General features: G+C 62.1%; 22 protein-coding genes. 8 read left to right on the top strand and 14 right to left on the bottom strand.

The annotated features are described in order from the left end of the window. Positions 1 to 35: 35 nt before the first annotated feature. The 6 genes from ACR0MM_RS01045 to ACR0MM_RS01020 all read right to left on the bottom strand — a co-directional run bounded on the left by ACR0MM_RS01045 (position 36) and on the right by ACR0MM_RS01020 (position 5,847). Positions 36 to 881, bottom strand: coding sequence for an ABC transporter permease (locus ACR0MM_RS01045; protein WP_170403663.1), 846 nt, complete (start codon positions 879 to 881; stop codon positions 36 to 38). Continuing rightward, positions 878 to 1,795, bottom strand: coding sequence for an ABC transporter permease (locus tag ACR0MM_RS01040; protein ID WP_170339626.1), 918 nt, complete (start codon positions 1,793 to 1,795; stop codon positions 878 to 880). Before ACR0MM_RS01040 ends, ACR0MM_RS01045 begins: the two co-directional genes overlap by 4 nt. Then, on the bottom strand, positions 1,792 to 2,223 hold the full coding sequence (locus tag ACR0MM_RS01035) for a GNAT family N-acetyltransferase (protein ID WP_222458168.1): 432 nt from the start codon (positions 2,221 to 2,223) through the stop codon (positions 1,792 to 1,794). Before ACR0MM_RS01035 ends, ACR0MM_RS01040 begins: the two co-directional genes overlap by 4 nt. Continuing rightward, positions 2,223 to 3,020, bottom strand: a complete 798-nt coding sequence (locus ACR0MM_RS01030; protein ID WP_480693939.1) for an ABC transporter ATP-binding protein — start codon at positions 3,018 to 3,020, stop codon at positions 2,223 to 2,225. The genes ACR0MM_RS01035 and ACR0MM_RS01030 overlap by 1 nt, the downstream gene beginning before the upstream one ends. 51 nt (positions 3,021 to 3,071) lie before the next feature. After that, complete coding sequence (hydA, locus tag ACR0MM_RS01025; protein ID WP_480693937.1) at positions 3,072 to 4,526, bottom strand: dihydropyrimidinase; 1,455 nt, start codon at positions 4,524 to 4,526, stop codon at positions 3,072 to 3,074. Positions 4,527 to 4,596: 70 nt separating this feature from the next. Beyond that, positions 4,597 to 5,847, bottom strand: a complete 1,251-nt coding sequence (locus tag ACR0MM_RS01020) for a Zn-dependent hydrolase (protein WP_480693935.1) — start codon at positions 5,845 to 5,847, stop codon at positions 4,597 to 4,599. Positions 5,848 to 6,018: 171 nt separating this feature from the next. Between ACR0MM_RS01020 and ACR0MM_RS01015 the strand changes: the two genes are divergently transcribed. After that, a complete protein-coding gene (locus ACR0MM_RS01015) occupies positions 6,019 to 6,627 on the top strand; it encodes a TetR family transcriptional regulator C-terminal domain-containing protein (RefSeq protein ID WP_093961802.1) in 609 nt (202 codons plus the stop codon). Between the two features lie 43 nt (positions 6,628 to 6,670). On the opposite strand, the gene preA is transcribed toward ACR0MM_RS01015, so the two are convergent. The 3 genes from preA to ACR0MM_RS01000 form a co-directional block, all read right to left on the bottom strand. Continuing rightward, positions 6,671 to 7,975, bottom strand: a complete 1,305-nt coding sequence (gene preA / locus ACR0MM_RS01010; RefSeq protein WP_093961801.1) for an NAD-dependent dihydropyrimidine dehydrogenase subunit PreA — start codon at positions 7,973 to 7,975, stop codon at positions 6,671 to 6,673. 69 nt (positions 7,976 to 8,044) lie between these two features. Next, the gene (locus ACR0MM_RS01005; protein ID WP_170357545.1) at positions 8,045 to 9,379 is read right to left on the bottom strand and encodes an NAD(P)-dependent oxidoreductase; all 1,335 of its coding nucleotides are present in this window, start codon (positions 9,377 to 9,379) and stop codon (positions 8,045 to 8,047) included. A gap of 160 nt (positions 9,380 to 9,539) precedes the next feature. After that, positions 9,540 to 10,172, bottom strand: coding sequence for a cupin domain-containing protein (locus ACR0MM_RS01000; protein WP_480693933.1), 633 nt, complete (start codon positions 10,170 to 10,172; stop codon positions 9,540 to 9,542). A gap of 151 nt (positions 10,173 to 10,323) precedes the next feature. Between ACR0MM_RS01000 and ACR0MM_RS00995 the strand changes: the two genes are divergently transcribed. The 3 genes from ACR0MM_RS00995 to ACR0MM_RS00985 all read left to right on the top strand — a co-directional run bounded on the left by ACR0MM_RS00995 (position 10,324) and on the right by ACR0MM_RS00985 (position 13,401). Beyond that, on the top strand, positions 10,324 to 11,319 hold the full coding sequence (locus tag ACR0MM_RS00995; RefSeq protein WP_480693931.1) for a hypothetical protein: 996 nt from the start codon (positions 10,324 to 10,326) through the stop codon (positions 11,317 to 11,319). 72 nt (positions 11,320 to 11,391) lie between these two features. Further along, a complete protein-coding gene (locus tag ACR0MM_RS00990; RefSeq protein ID WP_170371240.1) occupies positions 11,392 to 12,684 on the top strand; it encodes an O-acetylhomoserine aminocarboxypropyltransferase/cysteine synthase family protein in 1,293 nt (430 codons plus the stop codon). A 6-nt stretch (positions 12,685 to 12,690) separates the two neighbouring features. Further along, the gene (locus ACR0MM_RS00985) at positions 12,691 to 13,401 is read left to right on the top strand and encodes a GNAT family N-acetyltransferase (RefSeq protein WP_480693929.1); all 711 of its coding nucleotides are present in this window, start codon (positions 12,691 to 12,693) and stop codon (positions 13,399 to 13,401) included. 2 nt (positions 13,402 to 13,403) lie between these two features. Here the strand turns inward: ACR0MM_RS00985 and ACR0MM_RS00980 are convergent, their stop codons facing one another. Further along, a complete protein-coding gene (locus ACR0MM_RS00980; protein ID WP_170454933.1) occupies positions 13,404 to 14,099 on the bottom strand; it encodes an SIMPL domain-containing protein in 696 nt (231 codons plus the stop codon). Positions 14,100 to 14,263: 164 nt separating this feature from the next. Here ACR0MM_RS00980 and ACR0MM_RS00975 point away from each other — a divergent pair, with 164 nt between their 5' ends. Further along, a complete protein-coding gene (locus tag ACR0MM_RS00975) occupies positions 14,264 to 16,288 on the top strand; it encodes a hypothetical protein (protein WP_480693926.1) in 2,025 nt (674 codons plus the stop codon). Between the two features lie 60 nt (positions 16,289 to 16,348). Here ACR0MM_RS00975 and hppD read toward each other — a convergent pair whose 3' ends face one another. After that, complete coding sequence (gene hppD / locus ACR0MM_RS00970; protein ID WP_480693924.1) at positions 16,349 to 17,446, bottom strand: 4-hydroxyphenylpyruvate dioxygenase; 1,098 nt, start codon at positions 17,444 to 17,446, stop codon at positions 16,349 to 16,351. A 145-nt stretch (positions 17,447 to 17,591) separates the two neighbouring features. Between hppD and ACR0MM_RS00965 the strand changes: the two genes are divergently transcribed. Beyond that, entirely contained in the window at positions 17,592 to 18,047 is a 456-nt protein-coding gene (locus tag ACR0MM_RS00965) for an Lrp/AsnC family transcriptional regulator (RefSeq protein WP_480693922.1), read from the top strand. A gap of 19 nt (positions 18,048 to 18,066) precedes the next feature. Further along, entirely contained in the window at positions 18,067 to 19,944 is a 1,878-nt protein-coding gene (locus ACR0MM_RS00960) for a monovalent cation:proton antiporter-2 (CPA2) family protein (RefSeq protein ID WP_170339088.1), read from the top strand. 27 nt (positions 19,945 to 19,971) lie between these two features. On the opposite strand, the gene cobT is transcribed toward ACR0MM_RS00960, so the two are convergent. Next, positions 19,972 to 20,985: a nicotinate-nucleotide--dimethylbenzimidazole phosphoribosyltransferase gene (gene cobT, locus ACR0MM_RS00955; RefSeq protein WP_480693920.1), complete on the bottom strand. Its 1,014-nt coding sequence runs from the start codon at positions 20,983 to 20,985 to the stop codon at positions 19,972 to 19,974. Between the two features lie 79 nt (positions 20,986 to 21,064). Between cobT and cobS the strand changes: the two genes are divergently transcribed. Further along, positions 21,065 to 21,829: an adenosylcobinamide-GDP ribazoletransferase gene (gene cobS, locus ACR0MM_RS00950; RefSeq protein ID WP_480693918.1), complete on the top strand. Its 765-nt coding sequence runs from the start codon at positions 21,065 to 21,067 to the stop codon at positions 21,827 to 21,829. Here cobS and ACR0MM_RS00945 read toward each other — a convergent pair. Together ACR0MM_RS00945 and ACR0MM_RS00940 are read right to left on the bottom strand one after the other, a co-directional pair. Next, positions 21,826 to 22,587, bottom strand: coding sequence for an ion channel (locus tag ACR0MM_RS00945; RefSeq protein WP_170357534.1), 762 nt, complete (start codon positions 22,585 to 22,587; stop codon positions 21,826 to 21,828). The genes cobS and ACR0MM_RS00945 overlap by 4 nt on opposite strands. A 126-nt stretch (positions 22,588 to 22,713) precedes the next feature. Then, the gene (locus ACR0MM_RS00940) at positions 22,714 to 23,223 is read right to left on the bottom strand and encodes a CarD family transcriptional regulator (RefSeq protein WP_093961789.1); all 510 of its coding nucleotides are present in this window, start codon (positions 23,221 to 23,223) and stop codon (positions 22,714 to 22,716) included. Positions 23,224 to 23,446 lie beyond the last annotated feature (223 nt).

The following is a 23,446-nucleotide window of genomic DNA, read 5'->3' as shown; positions in this document are numbered from 1 at the left end:
TTGTTGCGCCCCGTTTTCGGGGTCTTTTGAATGATTTATCCCCGCTGCGAGGGGTGCCAGAAGGTCACCAGTTTCTCGATCATGGCGACCAGACCGTAGAAGGCAGTCCCGGCCAGCGCCGCGACCACGATTTCCGCCCAGACCATGTCCAGCGACAATTGCCCGACACTGGTCGAAATCCGGAACCCCATGCCCAAAGTGGGCGAGCCGAAGAACTCTGCCACGATAGCGCCGATCAGGGCCAGCGTGGTGGAAATTTTCAACCCGTTGAAAATAAACGGCATGGCCGCGGGCAACCGCAGCTTCAGAAAGCTTTGCCAATAGGTTGCGGCATAGGTCTCCATCAGGTCGCGCTGCATCGCAGTGGCCTCGCGCAGGCCGGCCACCGTGTTGACCAGCATCGGGAAGAAGACCATCACCACCACAACGGCAGCCTTCGAGTGCCAGTCGAACCCGAACCACATCACAAGGATCGGCGCGGTACCCACGATCGGAAGCGCGGCCACGAAATTGCCCACCGGCAGCAGGCCCAGGCGAAGGAAGTCCCACCGGTCCACGGCGATTGCCATCAGGAAGGCGGCGCCGCATCCGATGACATAGCCGCTGAGCGCGCCCTTGATGATGGTCTGCACGAAATCGGCCCACAGGATCGGCAGGCTGTCCCAGAACCGGTCCCAGATCACCGAAGGCGCGGGCAGGATGACCAGAGGCACCTCGAGCCCGCGCACCAGCAGTTCCCACACCCCGATGACGGTCAGGCCGAAGATCAGCGGCGCAAGAATGCGCACCGCCCGCGTATCAGCATAGGGTCCGCTGGCCAGGCGGGTGTTCAGCCACCAACCGGCCAGCCACAAAAGGATTGCCAGACCGACCATCATCATTGCGCCATCCCCATGCGTTTCAACACCGCGCGTTCGATCAGGCCCAGCAGGCCCACCAGGCAAGCCGCCAGAATGGCCGCGGCAAACAACGCCGACCAGATCTGCACCGTCTGGCCGTAATAGCTGCCAGCCAGCAGCCGCGCGCCCAGCCCCGCCACGGCGCCTGTCGGCAGTTCGCCGACGATGGCCCCCACCAGCGACGCGGCGATCCCGATCTTGAGAGAAGCGAACAGATAGGGCATTGAGGCCGGCAGGCGCAGTTTCCAGAACGCCTGCCCGTTGCTTGCATTGTAGGTGCGCAGCAGGTCGAGTTGCATCGCATCAGGGCTGCGCAGGCCCTTGACCATGCCCACGACCACCGGGAAAAAGCTCAGATAGGCCGAGATCACCGCCTTGGGGATGATCCCCTGAATGCCGATCGAATACAGCACCACGATGATCATCGGCGCCAACGCGATGATGGGGATGGTCTGGCTGACGATAGCCCAGGGCATGACCGACAGGTCCATCACCCGGCTGTGCACGATCCCCACCGCCAACAAGATGCCCAGCCCCGTACCGATGGCAAAGCCCAGAATCGTCGCGCTGAGCGTCACCCAGCCGTGATAGACCAGCGAGCGTTTCGAGGTGATCTTCTTCTGAACCGTGGTCTCCCACAGCTCGATGCCTACTTGATGCGGTGCGGGCAGGCGCGGCCGGTCCTGCGCCCAGGTCGCCGGAATGGCAAAGCTGTTGCGCAGCGCCAGGCCGATTTCCCCCATGTCGCGGCGGTCTTTGGCCGAGGGTGGAACCACCTCGGCCCCGGCGCGTTCCTGTTCGGTCAGGACGCCCTTGATGTTCATCGGAATGCAGGCCGCGTACCAGATGACAACGATGGCCAGCAGAACGGTCAGAACGGCAACAAGCTGCTTCATGCGTGCCACTCCATCCGCACCACGGGGACGGTCTCGGGCGGTGTTGCGGCCTCGGTCCCGGTCTCGACAAAGCCCTCGCGGCGATAGAACCGTTGCGCGGCGGCATTCGGTTGATGGGCCGTCAGCCACAGAAAGCTGCGCCCCTGTTTTGCCCGGTCCAGAAGGCGCTTGCCGATGCCCTGCCCGGTCCGCAGGCAATACAGCGCGCCGACCTTCTGCGCCGCGGGATCGACCGACATGTAGCAATCGACGGGTTCGCCGACGACCCACATCTCGCGGTCCGGGAAGGCCTGCGCGATCAGCGCCTCCAATTCCTGCTGGGGCAGTTCATCCGTCATCCACTCGGTCTGGCGGACCCAGGCCGAGACCACCGCCGCGCAGGCTGGCACATCCGCCTCGGTCGCGCGTCTTATGTCATTCCTGCCCATCACACATCGTCCCCGTGCCCGGCGCGCAGCCCTTCGCGCACGCGGTGCGCGACCTCGATGAATTCGGGCGTGTCGCGGATGTCCAGCGGCCGTTCCTTGGGAAGAGGGCTGTCGATCACATCGGTGATCCGCCCGGGGCGCGGGCTCATCACGACGATCTTGGTGCTCAGATACACCGCCTCGGGGATCGAGTGGGTGACGAAGCCGATCGTCTTGCCGGTGCGCGCCCACAGCGCCAGAAGCTGTTCGTTCAGGTGATCGCGCACGATCTCGTCCAGTGCGCCGAAAGGCTCGTCCATCAACAGGATATCGGCGTCGAAGGCCAGCGCCCGGGCGATGCTGGCCCGTTGCTGCATCCCGCCCGACAGCTGCCACGGAAACTTCTCACCAAATCCTGCAAGATCAACAAGTTCCAGAACGTTTCTCGCACGCTCTTCCTGCTCCTGTGCCGAGTACCCCATGATCTCGAGCGGCAGTTTGATGTTCTTGGCGATGGTCCGCCACGGGTACAGGCCCGCCGCCTGAAATACATAGCCGTAGGCCCGGTTCCGGCGGGCCTCGTCCGGGGTCATGCCGTTGACGGTCAGCGTGCCGCCCGTAGGCGTTTCCAGCGCAGCGACACAGCGCAGAAAGGTCGTCTTGCCGCAGCCTGAAGGGCCGATGAAACTGACGAATTCGCCCTTGTCGATCGCCAGGTTCACGTCCTTGAGGGCGTGCACGGGTCCATCATTGGTTTGGAAGGTCAGGTCGAGGTTCTTTGCCTCGATCACGGGCTGGGTATTGCTTTCCGATGTCATCCTACTGCCTTGAAGTTTTGGCTTTTTTGCCCGTTCGGTAACCTTCGTGCATCATACCCCCGTCGCCGGGATGCCCGACCTCTCAACCGGGCGCGGGGCGGTCAGCTCTTTCCAGGTGCTCAGCGCTTTGTTCACGGTGGTGTTGGCCTCGCGCGCGACGAATTTGCCGTGGCCTTCCTGCGTTCGGATCTCGCCATCATGCACCGCCACCTGTCCGCGGGTCAGGGTAAAGCGCGGCAGGCCCTTGACCTCGTGCCCCTCGAACACGTTGTAGTCGATCGCCGACTGCTGCGTCGCCGCGCTGATGGTCTTGGTCTTGTCCGGGTCCCACACCACCAGATCGGCATCTGCGCCGACCAGAACGGCGCCTTTTTTCGGATAGCAATTCAGTATCTTGGCGATGTTTGTTGAGGTCACGGCCACGAATTCGTTCGGCGTCAGCCGCCCGGTCGCCACGCCGTGGGTCCACAGCATCGGCATCCGATCCTCCAGGCCGCCCGTTCCGTTCGGGATTTTGGTGAAATCGCCCACGCCGAACCGTTTCTGCTCGGTCGTGAAGGCGCAGTGATCGGTGGCCACCACGCTCAGCGAGCCTGACTGCAGCCCCGCCCACAGGCTGTCCTGGTGCTGCTTGTTGCGGAACGGCGGGCTCATCACCCGGCGCGCGGCGTGATCCCAATCGGGATGCGCATATTCGCTGTCGTCCAGCGTCAGGTGCTGGATCAGCGGCTCGCCCCAGACGCGTTTGCCCTGCATCCGGGCCCGGCGGATGGCCTCATGCGCCTCTTCGCACGAGGTGTGCACCACATAGAGCGGCACACCGGCCATGTCGGCGATCATGATGGCGCGGTTGGTGGCCTCGCCCTCGACCTGCGGCGGGCGCGAATAGGCATGGGCTTCGGGGCCGGTATTGCCTTCGGCCAGCAGCTTGGCCTGCAACTCGGCCACCACGTCGCCGTTTTCGGCATGGACCATCGCGATCCCGCCCAGCTCGGCCAGCCGCTTGAACGAGGCAAACAGCTCGTCGTCATTGACCATCAGCGCGCCTTTGTAGGCCATGAAATGCTTGAAGGTGTTGATGCCCCGCTGTTCGATCACGGTTTTCAGATCGTCGAACACCTGTTCGCCCCACCACGTCACGGCCATGTGAAAAGAATAGTCGCAATTGGCGCGGGTTGATTTGTTGTCCCAGCGTTTGAGCGCATCCAGCAGGCTTTCGCCCGGGTTCGGCAGCGCGAAGTCCACCACCATAGTGGTGCCGCCGGCCAGCGCCGCGCGGGTGCCGCTTTCGAAATCATCGCTGGAATAGGTTCCCATGAACGGCATTTCCAGATGCGTATGCGGGTCGATCCCGCCGGGCATGACGTAACAGCCGGTCGCGTCCAGTTGCTCGTGCCCCTTCAGATCCGGCCCGATCTCGGCGATCACGCCGCCTTCGATCTTGACGTCGGCCTTGTAGGTCAGATCCGCGGTGACGACGGTTCCGTTCTTGATGACTGTGCTCATGTTCAACTCCCTGCGGGCGCGTCTGTTGCGCCTCTGTTGGTTTTCCTGCGGATTGGGGGCGCGGCCCCGGCTATTCCACGATCTCGGCGGTTTCGACGACCGCGTGGAACAGCACATCCGCCCCGGCGGTTGCCCATTCCTTGCTGATTTCCTCGGCCTCGTTGTGGCTCAGGCCATCCACGCATGGGCACATCACCATCGCGGTCGGCGCCAGGCGGTTGATCCAGCAAGCATCGTGCCCCGCGCCCGAGATGATGTTGGTGTGCGAATAGCCGAGCCGCTCGGCCGCGTTGCGCACGGCTGCGACGCAGGTTTCGTCGAATTTCACCGGGTCGAACCCGCCGACCTTCTCGAACTCGACCTGCAGGCCCATCTCATCCACGATGTCCTCGGCGGCGACGCGCAGGCGGTTCTCCATGTCCTTGATGACGTCCAACTCGGGCGAGCGGAAATCGACCGTGAACACCACCTTGCCCGGGATCACGTTGCGCGAGTTCGGATAGACGTCGATATGCCCGGCAGCCCCCACGGCATGAGGCGCGTGCGACCAGGCGATCTCGTCCACCTTTTCAAGAATGCGCGCCATCGCCAGCCCGGCGTTCTTGCGCATCGGCATCGGGGTCGATCCGGTATGCGCGTCCTTGCCGGTCACGGTCACCTGGGTCCAGCTGAGGCCCTGCCCATGGGTGACGACGCCGATATCCTTGCCCTCGGCCTCGAGGATCGGGCCCTGTTCGATATGCAACTCAAAGAAGGCATGCATCTTGCGGGCCCCGACCTCTTCGTCGCCGCGCCAGCCGATGCGCTGCAATTCGTCGCCGAATTTCTTGCCCTCGGCATCCTCGCGGTCATAGGCCCAGTCCTGCGTGTGCATCCCCGCGAACACGCCCGAAGCCAGCATGGCGGGGGCGAACCGCGTGCCCTCCTCGTTGGTCCAGTTGGTGGCCACGATCGGGTGTTTGGTCTTGATGCCCAGATCGTTCAGGGTGCGGATGATCTCAAGCGCGCCCAGAACCCCCAGCACCCCGTCATACTTGCCGCCCGTCGGCTGCGTATCCAGGTGCGAACCGACATAGACCGGCAGCGCATCGGGGTCGGTGCCGGGGCGTATGGCGAACATGTTGCCCATCTGGTCAAGGCCCATGGTGCACCCGGCCTCTTCGCACCATTTCTGGAACAGCGCGCGGCCCTCGGCATCTTCGTCGGTCAGGGTCTGGCGGTTGTTGCCGCCGGCCACGCCCGGGCCGATCTTGGCCATCTCCATCAGACTGTCCCACAACCTGTCGCCATTGATCCTGAGATTCTGCGCCGGAGCTGCCATGTTCGTCTTCCCTGTTGCTTGCGATTAGGCTCGCTTTTGGTGTCTTGATTTGACCATCTGGTCAAACTCACGCTATCACGGGTTCGACATCAGTCAAGAAATTGCATCGCACCGATGCAAAAATCGGCATATTCAACACCTGCTTGTTCGAAAAAGAGACGCCCTGCATACATGCCCAAAGACCGCGCCCCGACCCGAATTCAGAAAAAGAACCGCGCCGCGATTCTCGAGGCCGCACTGAACGTGTTTTCGGCCCATGGGTTTCGCGGGGCGACCGTCGATCAGATCGCGGCCGAGGCCGGGCTGAGCAAGCCGAACCTTTTGTATTATTTTCCGTCAAAAGAGGCGATCCACACCGCGCTTCTGTCCGGCCTGCTGGACACCTGGCTGGCGCCGCTGCACGACCTTGACGAAAACGGCGAGCCGATGGAGGAGATCCTCTCGTACATCAAGCGCAAGCTGCAGATGAGCCGCGAGTTGCCGCGCGAAAGCCGCCTGTTCGCGAATGAGTTGGTGCAGGGCGCGCCCCGCATCCATGACGCCCTGTCGAACGATCTGAAGGCGCTGGTCGATCAGAAGGCAGCCGTTCTGACGCACTGGATGGATCAGGGTAAAATCGCCCGCCTGCACCCACATCACCTGATCTTTTCGATCTGGGCGCTGACCCAGCACTATGCGGATTTCGATGTTCAGGTGCGCGCGATCCTAGGCGACGAAGACCCGTTCGAAGGGGCCGCGCCCTTCATCGATACCCTGTACCGAAAACTACTGACCCCATGAAAAAAGGGCCGCAGCGCGGCCCCTTTTGGTGATCTGACGCCGGTCACTCGGCGGCCTTGGCCATCGGGTTGTTCGGGTGGGTCGTCCAGTTGGCATAGTCCGGCTGAACCACCTTGCCGGTGCGCGGATCGACCTCGCCCGCCGCCATCGGAACCATCGAGATGCAGCCCTCGACCGGGCAGACATCCACGCATAGGTTGCAGGCCACGCATTCCTCGTCGATCACCTCGAACACGCGGTCGGGCGACATGGAAATGGCCTGGTGGCTGGTGTCCTCGCAGGCCGCGTAGCAGCGGCCGCACTTGATGCACTGATCCTGATCGATCTTGGCCTTGGCGACGTAGTTCAGGTTCAGATACTGCCAGTCGGTCACGTTCGGAACCGCCCGCCCGACGATCTCGGAGACGTTGGAATAGCCCTTCTCGTCCATCCACTGCGACAGGCCCGCCGTCAGTTCGTCGATGATCTTGAACCCATAGGTCATCGCCGCGGTGCATACCTGCACCGTGCCGCAGCCCAGCGCCATGAACTCGGCCGCGTCGCGCCACGTGGTCACCCCGCCGATGCCCGAGATCGGCAGGCCTTGGGTCGCCTCGGCGCGGGCGATCTCGGAGACCATCGACAGGGCGATGGGCTTGACCGCCGGGCCGCAATAGCCGCCGTGGCTGCCCTTGCCGTCGATCGAGGGCTCGGGGCTGAACGTGTCCAGATTGACGCTGGTGATCGAGTTGATCGTGTTGATCAGCGACACCGCATCGGCCCCGCCATTCCGCGCCGCAGCCGCCGGCTTGCGAATGTCGGTGATGTTGGGCGTCAGCTTCACGATCACCGGACGGTCATAGTATTTCTTGCACCAGCGGGTGACCATTTCGATATATTCGGGCACCTGCCCCACGGCTGAGCCCATACCGCGCTCGCTCATCCCGTGCGGGCAGCCGAAGTTCAGCTCGATCCCGTCGGCGCCGGTTTCGGCAACACGCGGCAGGATGGCTTTCCACGCCTCCTCCTCGCACGGCACCATGATCGAGGCGATCAGGGCGCGATCCGGGTAATCCGCCTTGACGCGGGCCATCTCCTCGAGGTTCACCTCGAGCGGCCGGTCGGTGATCAGTTCGATGTTGTTGAGGCCCAGCAGACGCCGGTCGGCCCCGTAGATCGCCCCGTACCGGGGGCCATTCACGTTGACCACCGGCGGCCCTTCGGACCCCAGCGTTTTCCACACGACGCCACCCCATCCGGCCTCGAAGGCACGCCGGACGTTGTATTCCTTGTCGGTCGGCGGCGCCGAGGCCAGCCAATAGGGGTTGGGGCTTTCGATACCCAGAAAGTTCGTTTTCAAATCAGCCATTTATCCGGCCTCCCTGATGCGAAGATGCATCTTCGTCTTGTCACACATATTCACGCGCCGACGCCCTGCTCAGGCACTCAGGCTGGCGTGAATGTCCATCGCGGCATCGCGGCCCTCGGCCACGGCGGTCACGGTCAGATCCTCGCCGCCCGCAGCACAGTCTCCGCCGGCCCAGACCCCCGGAACCGAGGTGCGCCCGGTTGCGTCAACGGCGATCTTGTTGCCGTCGAGTTCCAACCCTTCCGGAGCACCATCCAAGGTCTGACCGATCGCCTTCAGAACCTGATCCGCAGGCAGTCGAATGGTTTCGCCCGTGCCGGTCAACGTGCCATCTACGGTGGCAGTATACTCCAATTCGATCTCGGCCGCCGCTCCGTTTCCGTGAATTGCCACCGGCTGAACGTTACAAAGAATTCGGACGCCGTGGGATGCGGCCAGATCCTGTTCGTAGCGACTGGCGCCCATTGCGTCACGACCGCGGCGATAGGCGATGGTCACATGTTCGGCCCCCAGCAGCTTGGATTTCACCGCGGCATCCACGGCCGTCATTCCACCGCCGATAATCACCACATTTCGGCCTACCGGCAGTTTTGCCAAATCGGATGCTTGCCGAACATCTGCGATGAAGTCGACAGCGTTCCTGACGCCGTCCTTGTCCGACCCTTGCGCGCGCAAGGCGTTGACGCCAGCAAGGCCGATTGACAGGAAGACCGCGTCGTAGGCCTCCAACAATCCGTCCAACGAGATCGTGTCGCCCAGAACCGATCCGGTTTCAATCGCGATGCCGCCGATCTTCAGCAGCCAGTCCACCTCGGCCTGGGCAAAGTCATTGGTCGCCTTGTAGGCGGCGATCCCGTATTCGTTCAGCCCGCCGGGCTTGGGTTTCGCCTCGTGGATCACCACGTCATGGCCCAGCATCGCCAGACGATGCGCACAGGCCAGCCCCGCCGGCCCTGCCCCGATCACTGCCACGGTCTTGCCGGTGGGGGCCGCGCGTGTGAACGGGTGCACACCGGCCTGCATCAGCGTGTCGGTCGCATACCGCTGCAAGCGCCCGATCTCGACCGGCTTGCCCTCGGCCGTTTCGCGCACACAGGCTTCCTCGCACAGCGTTTCGGTCGGACACACACGGGCGCACATGCCGCCCAGAATGTTCTGATCGAGGATCGTCTTCGCCGCCGACTCCGGTTGTCCGGCCTGAATCTGCCGGATGAACAGCGGAATATCGATATCGGTCGGACAGGCCGTCACGCACGGCGCGTCATAGCAGAAATAACACCGATCGGCGGCCACGGCGGCCTCGTGCGGCGCCAGAGGCGGATGCAGATCGGTGAAATTCGAGGTCAGCTCATCGCTGGAAAGCCGCCCGGCGACGATGCCGGGTGCCATCTGGCCCTGTGCCATCACTCTACTCCCTGTAGATATGTTTGTTATTGAGACCAGCTTGCCACAAACAAAAATTTTATCAATTGGTAAAATTTGCCAATTGGTCAAAAAAGCGAAAACCGGGCCGAATGACCCGGTTTTTGGGCGGCATTTGCCCGTTTTTCAGGCGAAACCGGCCTCAGACCATGCCGGACAGGTGGCCTGACTTCATCCAGACGCGGGCGCCATCCGGTCCTGCCCGCAATTCAGTGCGCGTTCCGGGCGGCAGCCGCAGCCAGTCCCATCGCGCGAATTCCTCGCCTTGTTCGGTGAAACCGCCGTCGATCACGAAGACCTCGGCCCCGCCGGACGCGTCAATCGGCACGACCTGACCCGGCGGCCAACTGCGCATTTCGACCGTTTCATGGTCGTCCTTGAACAGCGGCACGTGGTCCGCACCGTTGATCGAGCGGCGCACGGTGGTTCGGTCGTTCGGGTCGAACTGGTGCAGTTTGACCAAGATCGTCGCGCCTTGGCTGGCCGAGGGCGTATGCGACGAGGTCGGCGGGTTGCGGACATAGCTGCCCACCGGGAAATCTCCGGTCTCGTCCTGGAACACGCCGTCCAGAACCAGGTATTCCTCGCCCCCGTCATGGGTGTGTGCGGCAAACGCGCTGCCGGGGGCAAAGCGCACGATGGTGGTGGCGCGCGCCACCTCGTCGCCGATCCGGTCCAGCATCTTGCGCTCGACCCCGGCGGCGGGAGACGCCACCCACTCGGTCTGGTCGAAGTGAACCGCCACCCGCTGGGTGAAATCCGCATTGATCCGCATGTCGCGCTCCTGTCTGGTCTCCTCCATCAACATGGGCGTGCCGGGCCCGATTTAAAACACGCGGTGTCAACGGTTTTGACGCAGGTTCAGCGATGCTGTAGGTCGAAACTAACGGCAAGGGGCGTGCAAAGGCCCCGAACGGAAGGCGCAGATGCAGGCAGACCGGCAGAAATTCAACATCCTGATCATCGGGCAGAACAACCGCCTGCAATACGAAGCCGTCCTGTTCGCCGCCTCGCTGCGCCATTCCGCGCCCGGGTTTTTGGGCCGCCTGTTCGTTGGCGTTCCGCAACCCGGCCCGCGCTGGAGCCAGGACCCGAGCATCCGCAACGACGATGTTCTGAAGGCGCTGAAACAGCTCGATGCCGAGATCCTGCCCTTTTCGTCCGAGGTGTTCGGCCAAAGCTATCCCTACGGCAACAAGATCGAGGCGCTGGCCGCCCTGCCCGAGGGTGAGCCCTTCGTGTTCTTCGACACCGACACGCTGATCACCGGCGACCTGGCCGCCGTGCCGTTCGATTTCGACCGGCCCGGCGCATCTCAGAAGGTCGAGGGCACCTGGCCCAAGCCAACCCTGTACGGGCCTGGCTTCGACGGCATCTGGCGGGCGCTCTATGACCGGTTCGGGCTGGATTTCCAAAGCTCGATCGACCCGACCCAACCGGCGGAATACTGGCGGCGGTACCTGTATTTCAATGCGGGCTATTTCTTTTACAAATGCCCCCGCCAACTCGGCGCGCGGTTTCTGGACTATGCCCGCACCATCCGGGATGGAGAGATCCCCGCCCTGACCGGCCAGAACCTGGACCCTTGGCTGGACCAGGCGGCGCTGCCGCTGGTCATCCACGCGCTTGGCGGCGGGCGCGATGTTCTGCCCGAGGGCCTGCTGGATGGCTCGGTCAGTTGCCACTATCGCCTGTTTCCGCTGCTCTATGCCCGCGAAAGCGACCGGGTGGTCGAGGTGTTGGAAACCGTTGCCGCGCCCAACAAGGTCAAGAAGGTGCTTAAGAACTACGACCCGCTGAAACGGCTGGTCTATCAGGGCAAGGGCGCCAAGATCCGCGCCATGTTCGACCGGGACAACCTGCCCCAGCGCGAGCAGGCCATCCGTAAGGTGATCAAGAACAAGGGGCTGTGGCTGCGCTGACGCGGACATTGTGCCGGGCCCGGCAATCGCCTAGAGATTCTGCAACGCTTATACCCAACAGGAGAGTGACGGATGTCCGACGGCCCCACCTATGGTTTTGATACGCTGCAAATTCACGCGGGCGCCCGCCCCGATCCGGCGACCGGCGCGCGCCAGACCCCGATCTATCAGACCACTGCCTATGTGTTCCGCGATGCCGATCACGCGGCCGCTTTGTTCAACCTGCAAGAGGTCGGCTATATCTACTCGCGCCTGACCAACCCCACGGTGGCAGTTCTGCAAGAGCGGGTGGCGACGCTGGAAGGTGGCGTTGGCGCGGTATGCTGCTCTTCGGGGCACGCGGCGCAGATCATGGCGCTGTTCCCGCTGATGGGGCCGGGCTGCAACGTGGTCGCCTCGACCCGGCTGTATGGCGGGACGGTCACGCAGTTCAGCCAGACCATCAAACGCTTTGGCTGGACAGCCAAGTTCGTCGATACCGATGATCTGGATGCGGTGAAGGCCGCCATCGACGACGATACCCGCGCGGTGTTCTGCGAATCCATCGCCAATCCGGGCGGCTATGTCACCGATATCCGCGCACTGGCCGATGTGGCCGATGCCGCCGGTATTCCGCTGATCGTCGACAACACCTCGGCCACCCCCTATCTGTGCCGCCCGATCGAGCATGGCGCCACTCTGGTCGTGCATTCGACCACCAAGTACCTGACCGGCAATGGCACGGTCACCGGCGGCTGCATCGTGGATTCGGGCAAGTTCGACTGGTCCGCCAATGACAAGTTTCCCTCGCTCAGCGCACCAGAGCCTGCCTATCACGGCCTCAAGTTCCACGAAACCTTCGGCCCGCTGGCCTTCACCTTCCACGGTATCGCCGTAGGCCTGCGCGACCTGGGCATGACGATGAACCCGCAGGCGGCGCATTACACGCTGATGGGGATCGAGACGCTGAGCCTGCGTATGCAGCGCCATGTCGAAAACGCCGAGAAGATCGCCGCCTGGCTCGAGAAAGACGACCGCGTGGACTATGTGACCTATGCGGGCCTGCCCTCGTCGCCATATCACAACCGGGTCAAGAAGCATTACCGCAAAGGCGCCGGGGCCCTGTTCACCTTTGCGGTCAAGGGCGGCTATGACGCCTGCGTCAAGCTGGTGAACGCGCTGGAAATCTTCAGCCACGTCGCCAACCTGGGCGATGCGCGGTCGCTGATCATCCATTCGGCCTCGACCACGCACCGCCAACTGACCCCCGAACAGCAAGAGGCCGCCGGCGCGGGGCCGAACGTAGTACGGGTCTCGATCGGGATCGAGGATGCCGACGATCTGATCGCCGATCTCGATCAGGCGCTGTCCAAGGCCTGCGCCTAGTCCAAAATGCCGGGGCGCAGGATCAACGCATTGGGCCAGCCGGTGGGCCTGCCGGTTGCGGGGGAGTTCCCGCGCCCGGCCCCACCGCGCGCGCCCATGAAGGGGCGGTTTTGCCGCGTGGTGCCCTTGGATGTGAATGCGGATGCGCCCGGCCTGTTCCGGGCGTTTGCCGCCGATACCGACGGGCGCAACTGGACCTACCTGCCCTACGGCCCGTTCGACTCGCAAGCTGGGTTCGCCGCCTGGCTGGCCCAAACCTGCACAGGGGACGATCCGCTGTTCCATACGGTTCTGGACCAGGGCGGGCAGCCCGTCGGGATGGCATCCTATATGCGTATCGACCGCAATGCCGGGGCGATCGAGGTGGGGCACATCCATTTCTCGCCGCTGATGCAGCGTACTCCGGTCGCGACCGAGACGATGTTCCTGATGATGTGCCGCGTGTTCGACGAGTTGGGCTATCGCCGGTACGAATGGAAATGCGATGCGCTGAATGCCCCGTCGCGCCGGGCCGCCGAACGGCTGGGTTTTGTCTTCGAAGGCGAATTTCGGCAGGCCACCCATTACAAGGGGCGCAACCGCGACACGGCGTGGTTTTCGATCATCGATACGGACTGGCCACGCATCCGGCAGGCGTTCGAAACTTGGCTGTCACCTGAGAATTTCGATGCCACGGGCCAACAACGGGAACCGCTGACGGCCCGCAGCGAAAGCTGACGTCACTCGGAAATGTCGAACTCCATCGACACAGTGACCGAAACCGAAACCTCGCCACCGGCGACCGGGACCCCGCCCGAATCGGCCATGGCCATCTCGCGCATCTGGGGCATTGGGCGAATGCCCCCGCCCTGCTCGTTGATCGACACGACTGAACCCAAGGTGACACCGGCGGCCTGAGCCAATTGTTCGGCCTTGGCCGTGGCATCGGCGACGGCTTGGGCGCGCGCCTTCGCTTCAAGCGGCTTGGGATCCTGGATCGTGAAGGTCAAACCACCAAAATCATTCGCACCATCCTGAATGACCGCATCCATGATCTGCCCCAGATCATCCAGATTTCTGACCCGCACGAACACACGGTTCGACGCAACGAAGCCCGTGATCCTCGGTGCTTCGCCATCCGCGTTGCCCCGTCCGGACCAAACCGGGGACAGGGACAGATCGCGAGTCTGCAGGTCGCGCGATTCGATCCCCATCTCACTCAGGCGGCTCAGGACGGTGGCAACCGCGTCCGAGGTGGCCTGCATTGCTGCGGAAGCCTGCGCGTCTTGATTTGTCACCCCCACCGTGATGGTTGCCATATCCGGCGCGGCCTCGGCTGTTCCGGTTCCGTAAACCTGGATGCGACGTTCTTCCGCATGGGCGGCCACGGCAACTGTCGCCGCCAATACCGCCGCCAAAAAAGCAAATGTCTTCAATGTGATCTCTCCTGTTTTCTGAGATCAAAGATGGGTTGGCAAGCCTTCGCCGGACAAGGGGAGATTTTGCCTTTTCCTTTCCCTCGGCGGGTTCCTGCTTTAATCTCGGTGCGCGGACGCAAGGGCGTTTGCTTTGGTTCAGACAATTACGGCACCCTTGAATAATGAAACCCGCTTTTGCGCTGTCTCTTTCGGATAACGGGATCACTCTGCTGCACTATTCGGATGACGAATGGTTTGGCATCGGCACCGTATCACTGGACGCGCCGGATTTTTCCGAACAGCTGAACGAGCTTCGCGGTCGAGGTTTCGCGCTGGCCAATGACCTGAGCTGTACGGTCGTGATTCCTTCGGACCACGTGCGCTACCTCACGGTCGCCAGCCCAGAAGACTCCGACGTGACACAGGTGGTCGAGGCGGAATTGGCTCAGGCCACTGGCTGTGAGATTGCCGAGTTGATGTATGACCTCCGTGCGGATGGGTCGGATCTTCTGGTCGCTGCCGTGGCGAAAGAGACAGTAGAAGAGGCCCGAGCCTTTGCCAGTCGCTACGGGTTCGTGCCTGTTCGGTTTGCTGCAACATTGGCCCCCGATGCGCCTTGGACAGGTACCGGAGAGTTCGAGTTTGCCGAGCGCGCGACATCCGCCACACTGCCAACTGTGCCACCGGCCGAGGAGATAGCTGTTGTCCCGCCGGCCCCGGACGCAGAACCCGTGCCTCAGGCTTCGCAGGCATCGGAACCCGATCCGGCCCCCTCGCCTCAGGCGCATCCGATTGCTGAACCCGCTCAGCCGGACGTATTCGTATCGCCGATAGAAGCGACTGAAACCGCCTCACAGAATTCTGGGGCATCAGATTCCGGCATACCGGTTCGCTACATTGGCGCCGCTGCGGCGGGCGCCGTCGTGCTGGCCGTTGTCGCATTGATCTGGTCGGGGTCAGACGAAACTGGCAGCCCGGTGGCGACTGCGCCGGTCGTCGAAACGGCACCTGCGCCAGTTTCTATCACCGCCCCACCGATGACCGAGACCGAAGGGCTGGCAGGAGTCGCTCCTGAGCCCAAGGACACGCCCGACCCCGAGGCATTGGCCGACGAAGACCTGACGTTTGAAGCCAGCACGCCCCTGGTCGAGCCGGAGACACCCACGCCCCCCGAATTGACGCCAACGGATCAGGCAATTCTGGAAGCATTGAATGTTGCGCCCTCGCCCGTCGAGCAGGTCGAACGCGATCCGGAAAGTGTCGAGGATTTCGAAGAAGCCTCTGGCCTGACGATCACCGCGCCCGATCCGCTGCCGCTGCCAGACCCCGAGGTGCCCGAGGACGTATACCTGTCGTCCGTTGATCACGCGGAGCTGTCGCAGGATGCCGTGGCGCTTCCTGCCGAAGAGAGCTTTGATACCGACGAGCCGGTGGCGACGGTTGGTCTGCCCAATGCCGCGGGCAGCCGTTTCGAGCTGGATGACCGTGGCCTTGTTACTCCGACACCTGAGGGGACATTGAACCCCGACGGCATCCTTGTGTTCCTCGGCCGCCCGTCGTCGGTTCCCCCCCAGGTGCCGGTCAGGTTCGAAACCGACCCAACCGCCACAGACGAGGACACACGGCTGGCCGGCCTGCGTCCGCGCCTGCGCCCGGAAACGCTGGTTGAGAACTTTGAGCGTGGGCAGTTGGGCGGCCGGACGGTGGACGAGTTGGCGGTCATTCGCCCGAAATCCAGGCCGGCGTCTATCCAAGAGCGCGCGGCAGTGGACCGCACGCCCACCGCATTGGCCGTGGTGCGCGTCCCCCGCCCCCGCGTTCGTCCGTCGACCGTGGCCGCTCTGGCGGCCCGAAAAGCAACAACCGGCTCGGCCACTCTGGGGTCGACAGCGGCAGTAGCAAAGGCGGATGACGATGAAGCGGGATCGTTCAAACCCACAACCGTCGCCCCCAAGATACCCAGCCGGGCCTCGGTGGCGCGCCAGGCCACGATTGACAATGCATTGAACCTGCGGCGTCTGAACCTGATCGGCGTTTACGGTACTCCCGCCAATCGGCGCGCCTTGGTCCGACTACCGAGCGGTCGGTACAAGAAGCTGAAGGTAGGAGATCGGATTGACGGCGGCAAAGTCGTCGCGATCGGCGACAGCGAGCTTCGTTATCAGAAAGGCGGCCGCAACGTCACGTTGAAGATGCCGCGCGGATAAAATTCGCCGCGTTTCGGAAAATGGAACCCGGCAGGCCGGGTTCCAAATTCTGGGTCTTCATCAGGCGGCAGAAATCTCTCCGGATTCAATCTGCTCGCGCTCGATCGACTCGAACAGAGCCTTGAAATTGCCCTCGCCAAAGCCGTCATCACCCTTGCGCTGGATGAACTCGAAGAAGATCGGACCAATCACGGTTTTCGAGAAGATCTGCAGCAGGATCTTGGTCTCGCCGCCGTCCACCACGCCTTCACCGTCGATCAGGATGCCGTGCTTTTTCATGCGGTCCACCGGCTCGTCATGGCCCTTCACGCGTTCGAAGGACATATCATAGTAGGCATCGTTGGGACCGGGCATGAACTTCAGACCGCGTTCGGCGATTGCATCGGTCGAGTCATAGATGTTCTCGCTGCCGACGGCGATGTGCTGGATGCCTTCGCCTTTGTACTTCTTCAGGTAGGATACGATCTGACCGGTCTCGCCGCGGTCTTCGTTGATCGGAATCCGGATACGGCCGCAGGGCGAAGTCAATGCACGGCTGAGCAAGCCGGTATATTTGCCCTGGATGTCAAAGAAACGGATTTCGCGGAAGTTGAACAGATCGCCGTAGAACTTGAACCACTTGTCCATGTTGCCCTTGAAGACATTGTGAGTCAGGTGATCGAGGTAGTAGAAGCCGACGCCGCGCGGCTTGGACTGCTTCAGCCACTCGAATTCCTGATTGTAGGGCGAGGTTTCGTAATACTGGTCGATGAAATAGATCAGCGACCCGCCGATACCCTTGATCGCGGGCACATCCATGGTCTTGTCGGCCGCATCATAGGGTTCTGCCCCCTTCGACACCGCATGGTCATAGGCCTTTTGCGCATCCACGACACGCCAGCCCATCGACGGGGCACAGGGGCCGTGCTCTTCCACGAATTTCGCAGCAAAGCTGTCGGGGTCCGCGTTCAGGATGTAGGTCACATCGCCCTGCTGCCACAGCTCGATCAGCGGTTTGGTTTTGTGGTGCGCAACCTTTTCAAAACCCATCTTGGCGAACAGGTCGCGCAGCTCCTGCGGTTCGGGATGCGCGAATTCAACAAATTCAAACCCATCTGTGCCGGCGGGGTTCTCGGCGCTGATCACGGATTTCGGGGCGTTGTGCGGGAAAGGGCCCATGGCTTGTCCTCTTGAAACAGGAAATTCTTTGCTGATTCAAGAATACGCCTTTTTCAGCGCTGTTTTTGCGCATTCTTTTCATATAAACTACGGAAGCCTGCGAAATCTCCGCACCAGAACCCGAAAATTGTGAGAATCTCCGCACATGCTGGACGCAACCGATACTCGCCTGCTGGCCGCGCTGCAAAAAGACGCGCACCTGACCGCGCATCAGTTGGGCGAAATGCTGAACCTGTCCCCCAGTCAGGCCGGGCGCCGCCGTCAGCGGCTGGAAGCCGAGGGCTATATCACTGGCTACGCGGCGCGGCTCGACCCGCGCAAACTTGGCCTGCAGGTCCAAGGCTTCGTACAGGTTCACCTCGGCACCCACGGCCCCGAACAATCATCCAGTTTTGCGCGCATGGTGGAAACCCGCCCGGATATAACCAGCGCCTGGACGATGACTGGCGAGGCAGATTATCTGCTCCATGTCTATTGCGAGGATCTTTCCGCGCTCAATACCTTGCTTCACGAGGTGATACTGCCCCATCCTGCGGTGGCACGGGTGCAAAGCCAGATCGTGATGGACCAGCTGAAACGCGACGCTCCGCTGCCGACCTGACGGCAAGGAAAGGAAGAAGATGAACGAGTTTCTGTACCAGGCTTCGATCTATCTGGCAGCCGCCGTGATCGCCGTCCCCCTGTCGGCGCGGCTTGGGCTGGGGTCTGTCCTCGGATATCTCGCCGCCGGCATCGCCATCGGTCCGATCCTTGGGCTCGTAGGTGCGGAAACCAAGGACTTGCAGCATGTCGCGGAATTTGGCGTCGTCATGATGCTGTTCCTGATCGGGCTCGAGCTGGAACCCCGCGCGCTTTGGGATATGCGGCACCGGTTGTTGGGGCTTGGTGGACTGCAGATCTCGCTCTCTACGGTCGTGATTGCAGCAGTTACCTTCTACACGGGTCAACCATGGTCAGTTGCCTTGGCCGTGGGGCTGACACTGTCCCTGTCTTCAACTGCCATCGTGCTGCAGACGCTGTCGGAAAAAGGTTTGATGCGCACAAACGGCGGGCGATCCACGTTCTCGGTCCTTCTGACTCAGGATATCGCCGTGATTCCGATCCTGGCGTTTCTGCCACTGCTGGCCATGCCGGCCAGCATCTTCATCGAGGATGACGGATCAATCACGCGCGGCGGCGACGGGCACGGCGACGCGCACCATACGTTGTCATTGGTCGATGGCCTGCCCGGATGGGCGGTGACGCTGGTGACATTGGGTGCGATCGCATTCGTGATCGTGGTAGGCGTCTACCTGACCCGTCCCTTGTTCCGATTCATCCATACCACCCGCCTGCGCGAGATGTACACGGCGCTGGCCCTGATGATCGTAGTAGGGATCTCGTTCCTGATGACGCTGGTGGGCCTGTCCCCGGCGTTGGGCGCCTTCCTCGCTGGCGTCGTTCTTGCCAGTTCCGAGTTCCGGCACGAGATGGAAAGCGACCTTGAGCCGTTCAAGGGATTGCTGCTGGGCCTGTTCTTCATCACGGTCGGGGCCGGGATCGACGTCGGGTACTTTTTCAACGATCCGTTCGACCTGATCGGGCTGGCCCTGCTGGTAATCCTGGTCAAGGGACTGATCCTGTATGCCGTTGGTCGTGCATTCAAGTTGCGCGGCCGCGACCATTGGCTGTTCACGCTGGGTTTGGCTCAGGCGGGTGAGTTTGGCTTTGTACTGCTGGCCTTTTCGACCAAGCAGAATGTCATTCCCCCGGCCCTGTCGCAGAAGCTGTTGATGATCATTGCCCTGACCATGCTGATCACACCGCTTCTGTTCATCATCTATGACTACCTTTCGCGCCACATCCGCGACAACTCACCCGAGGTTGAACCCGAGGAAATAGACGAAAAAGGTCCCGTCATCATTGCGGGAATTGGGCGGTTCGGACAGATCGTCAACCGGCTGGTGCGCGCCAGCGGGTTCAAGACGGTGGTGCTGGACCACAATATCGAGACGATCCAGCTGATGCGTCGGTTCGGCGTCAAAGGATTCTTGGGTGATCCGACGCGTCCCGAATTGCTGCGGGCTGCGGGCCTTGAAAAGGCTTCCGTTTTGGTGGCCGCGATGGACAACCGCAAGGAAGTGACCCGATTGGTCGGCTACGCCCGCCGGCAGCGCCCTGACCTTCACATCGTCGCCCGCGCGCATGACCGGACCCATGTGTACGAGCTGTATCAGGCCGGCGCTGATGACATCGTGCGTGAGCTGTTCGACAGCTCTCTGCGGGCCGGGCGCTACGTGCTGGAGAACATTGGTCTGAGCGAGTACGAGGCCGCGCAAGCACAGCAGACCTTCTATCACCACGATCGGCAGGCAATTCGCGAATTGGCCGAACTCTGGGTTCCCGGCATGCCGACGGCCGAGAACAAAAAGTACATCGAACGCGCGCGCGAGTTGGAGAAGGACCTCGAGACCGCCCTGCTGGAACTGGCCGAAAAGAACGAAAAGAAGTCGGCCTGACCCCGGGATCTCCCGGGTCAGCCCAGCTCAACCGTCCGACACACCGGCTTCGGCAAAAGTGGCCATACCCGAATGGCAAGCGACGGCGCTTTTCAGGATGTTGATGGCCAGCGCAGCCCCCGACCCTTCGCCCAGCCGCAGCCCGAGGCTCAGCAACGGCGCTTTGTTCAGCTTGGTCAGCATGGCTGCGTGCGCACCTTCCGCACTCAGATGGCCGGCGACGGCATGGTCCAGCGCTCCCGGCGCCAGACGATCGAGGCAAGCCGCAGCCGCAGTGCAGATGAACCCATCCAGAATGACCGGGATGCGCAAAATTCGGGCGGCTGCAATGGCCCCTGCCATGGCCGCGATCTCGCGCCCTCCCAAACACCGCAGCATCTCAAGCCCGTCGTCCGATGCTCCGTGCAGCGCAACACCTTCGGCCACGACGCGCGTCTTGTTGGCAAGGCCCGCATCGTCCACACCGGTTCCACGCCCGGTCCAATCAGCGGCTTCTCCGCCGAACAACGCGCAGGCGATGGCCGCTGCAGGGGTGGTGTTGCCAATGCCCATTTCGCCCACGACCAGAAGGTCTGCGGTGGGATCAACAGCGTTCCAGCCGGTCTGCAGAGCGGTCAGAAGCTCGTCCTCGGGCATTGCCGGGGCCTTTGTGAAGTCGGCCGTTGGCCGATCCAGGTCCAGCGCGTGTACCGTCATCTTGGCCCCGGCTGCCCTGGCCAGTTGGTTGATGGCTGCGCCTCCGTGCTCGAAGTTCATGACCATCTGAACCGTAACCTCGGACGGAAAGGCCGAGACACCCTGCGCCGTCACGCCGTGATTGCCGGCAAATACGATCACCTGAGGCGCCTCGATCTGCGGCCGGGCATCCCCACGCCAACCGGCATACCAGATCGCCAGATCCTCGAGCCGGCCCAACGCACCCGGCGGCTTGGTCAGCTGTCCGTTGCGGTCGGCAGCCCCTTGCCTTGCAGCCTCATCCGGCCCCGGAGCATTGCGCAGTGCGTCGCGGAAGGTATTCAGATCATTGAGTTCAGGCAGCATTCAAAGCCTCGTTGCATCGGAGTGGTCCTGCGTGTTTAACCGAAGCAGGCAAAGCAACAACCCCTCGAAAGGCGCGCAAGTGCACAAAAACGACACTCGAACCTTTTCGCCATGGGACGTGCCGCTGGTTCTGGTTCTTTTGACGCGGCTGCCATTGCCCGTGCTGCCCAAATCGCTCTTCGAGCGACAGTCCAAAGCCGCTTGGGCCTATCCTGCGGCCGGGCTGGTCGTTGGAGGCTTGGGCTGCATCGTAGGCTGGTCTGCGATGGCCGTGGGCCTTTCCGGGACAGTCGGCGCAGTCCTTGCTGTCGCCGTTCTGATCGCTGCGACCGGCGCCATGCACGAGGACGGGCTGGCCGACACCGCGGACGGGCTGTGGGGCGGATATACACCCGAACGCAGACTCGAGATCATGAAGGACAGCCATATCGGCACCTACGGGGTGCTGGCCTTGTTGGTCATTCAACTGCTCAGAATCTCGGCGGTCGCAACACTATTGGCGGCAGGAAGTCCGGCCGGAATTCTGGCGGCGGCTGTGTTTTCCCGTGCGGTTATGCCACTATTGATGGCGGGCCTGCCGAACGCCCGCGGCAGCGGGCTGAGCCATAGCGTCGGTGCACCTCCGACTTTGTCGGTTGCAGCCGGTCTTGGGCTGGCTTTCGTTTTCTCTCTGGCTCTTCTGGGCTGGACCGCCCTTCTGCCCGTCGCCTGTGCGGTAGCCGCGACCGTGGGTCTGGCAACCATAGCCAAAGCCAAGATTGGCGGTCAGACCGGTGATATCCTGGGGGCATCGCAACAGCTGTCCGAGGTTGCTTTCCTGCTGGCCGTTGCGGCCCTGCTCTAGCCGACACCGCCGGTTTTGATCCGCAGTGTCTCACCGCAATGTTTGCAGTGTACGGCATCCGGGTCGTGCCGAAACAGGCCGCAATTGGGACATTTGTGGCGTACTTTCTGCGGCATGAAAATGGCCTGAGCCAGCCGCACGAACAGCGCCACACCAACCACCATTATGAAGACGGAGAACAGCTTGCCGCCCGGAGAGTTCAGTGTGATGTCGCCGAAACCCGTCGTGGTCAGTGTCGCCATCGTGAAGTACAGCGCATCGATATACGGGGTCTGGCTGTCCTCGGGGATATAGAAAACCAGTACGGCGGTGGATGTTGCGAAAATGAACACCAGCAGGTTCACGGCCGCGATGACCGCATCCTCGTGGGTTCGGAAAAACTCACTGTCGCGGCGCAGATCATGCAACAGGTGATAGGAATGGATCAGCCGCAGCGCGCGCAGAATCCGCAGGAACGCAAGGCTGCCGGTCAGGAAAGGGTCAAGGATCAGCGATGCGATCACGACCAGATCCGCAAGCGTGTAGATTTTGAACAGCAGCTTCTTGCGGTCTTTCGCGATCCACATCCGAGCCGAGAAATCCAGCAGGATGATCAGCCCCACCGCCCAGCTGACTGCAATCAATCCGGGGCCGTGCGGAATGTTCGCCGTCGCCACGAAAAACACGATCGAGGCAAGGTCGAACAGGATCAGACAGTACCGGAACCAGACCGAAACCGCCCCTCTGCCGATATAGAGTGCCTTGACCGTCTGCTTCATGACTGACCCGTACACGGTTCCAATGACTGGGAAATTAGCGGGAAAGGCGGCGCGAACCAAGCGATCGGGCATGAAAAAGGCCGCTCTGAAACCAGAGCGGCCCTTTGGTGTTGCTTCAAAGCCCGATCAGGCCGCGCGCGAGGTCAGGACTTCGTCCACCTGCTTGGCCGCTGCGATTTCGTCCGAACCGGACACGGCCGCAACTTCGCGCGTCAGACGCTCAAGCGCGGCTTCATAGAGCTGACGCTCGGAATAGCTCTGCTCGCGCTGGTCGTCGGTGCGGTGCAGGTCCCGCACCACCTCGGCGATCGAGATCAGGTCACCCGAATTGATCTTCTGTTCGTATTCCTGGGCCCGGCGCGACCACATGGCACGCTTTACCTTGGCTTTGCCCTTCAGCGTCTTCATCGCCTGGCTGATCACATCGGGCGAGCTGAGCGAGCGCAGACCGGATTCAGTGATCTTGTTGGTCGGCACCCGCAGGGTCATCTTGTCTTTCTCGAATGAGATGACGAACAGCTCGAGCGAGTATCCAGCGACTTCCTGTTCTTCAATCGATATGATTTGCCCGACCCCATGTGCAGGGTAGACAACATAGTCGTTCGGACGGAACTCAAGCTTCTTCGACTTTGTCATGCACGTGTTTCCTTGGTTGCAGAGCTGGAAAAAAGCGACAAAAAACCTAACCGGGGTCACCCGCGACCCCTGTCAGGCTAATTACATGTCAAAAACTCAGAACTCCAAAGTGAGCATACTTACGGAGTCGTCCCCATCTCGATCATCATTTGCCTTAAGAGTATATCACAAAATTACGACACCTGAAAGCGGACGGGGCCTTCGGATCGAAATCTGTGACGGT

The organism is Ruegeria sp. BC6 (genome assembly GCF_056539185.1).
The sequence above is the reverse complement of the archived record's forward strand: the minus strand, read 5'-3'. Positions and strand labels throughout refer to the sequence as shown.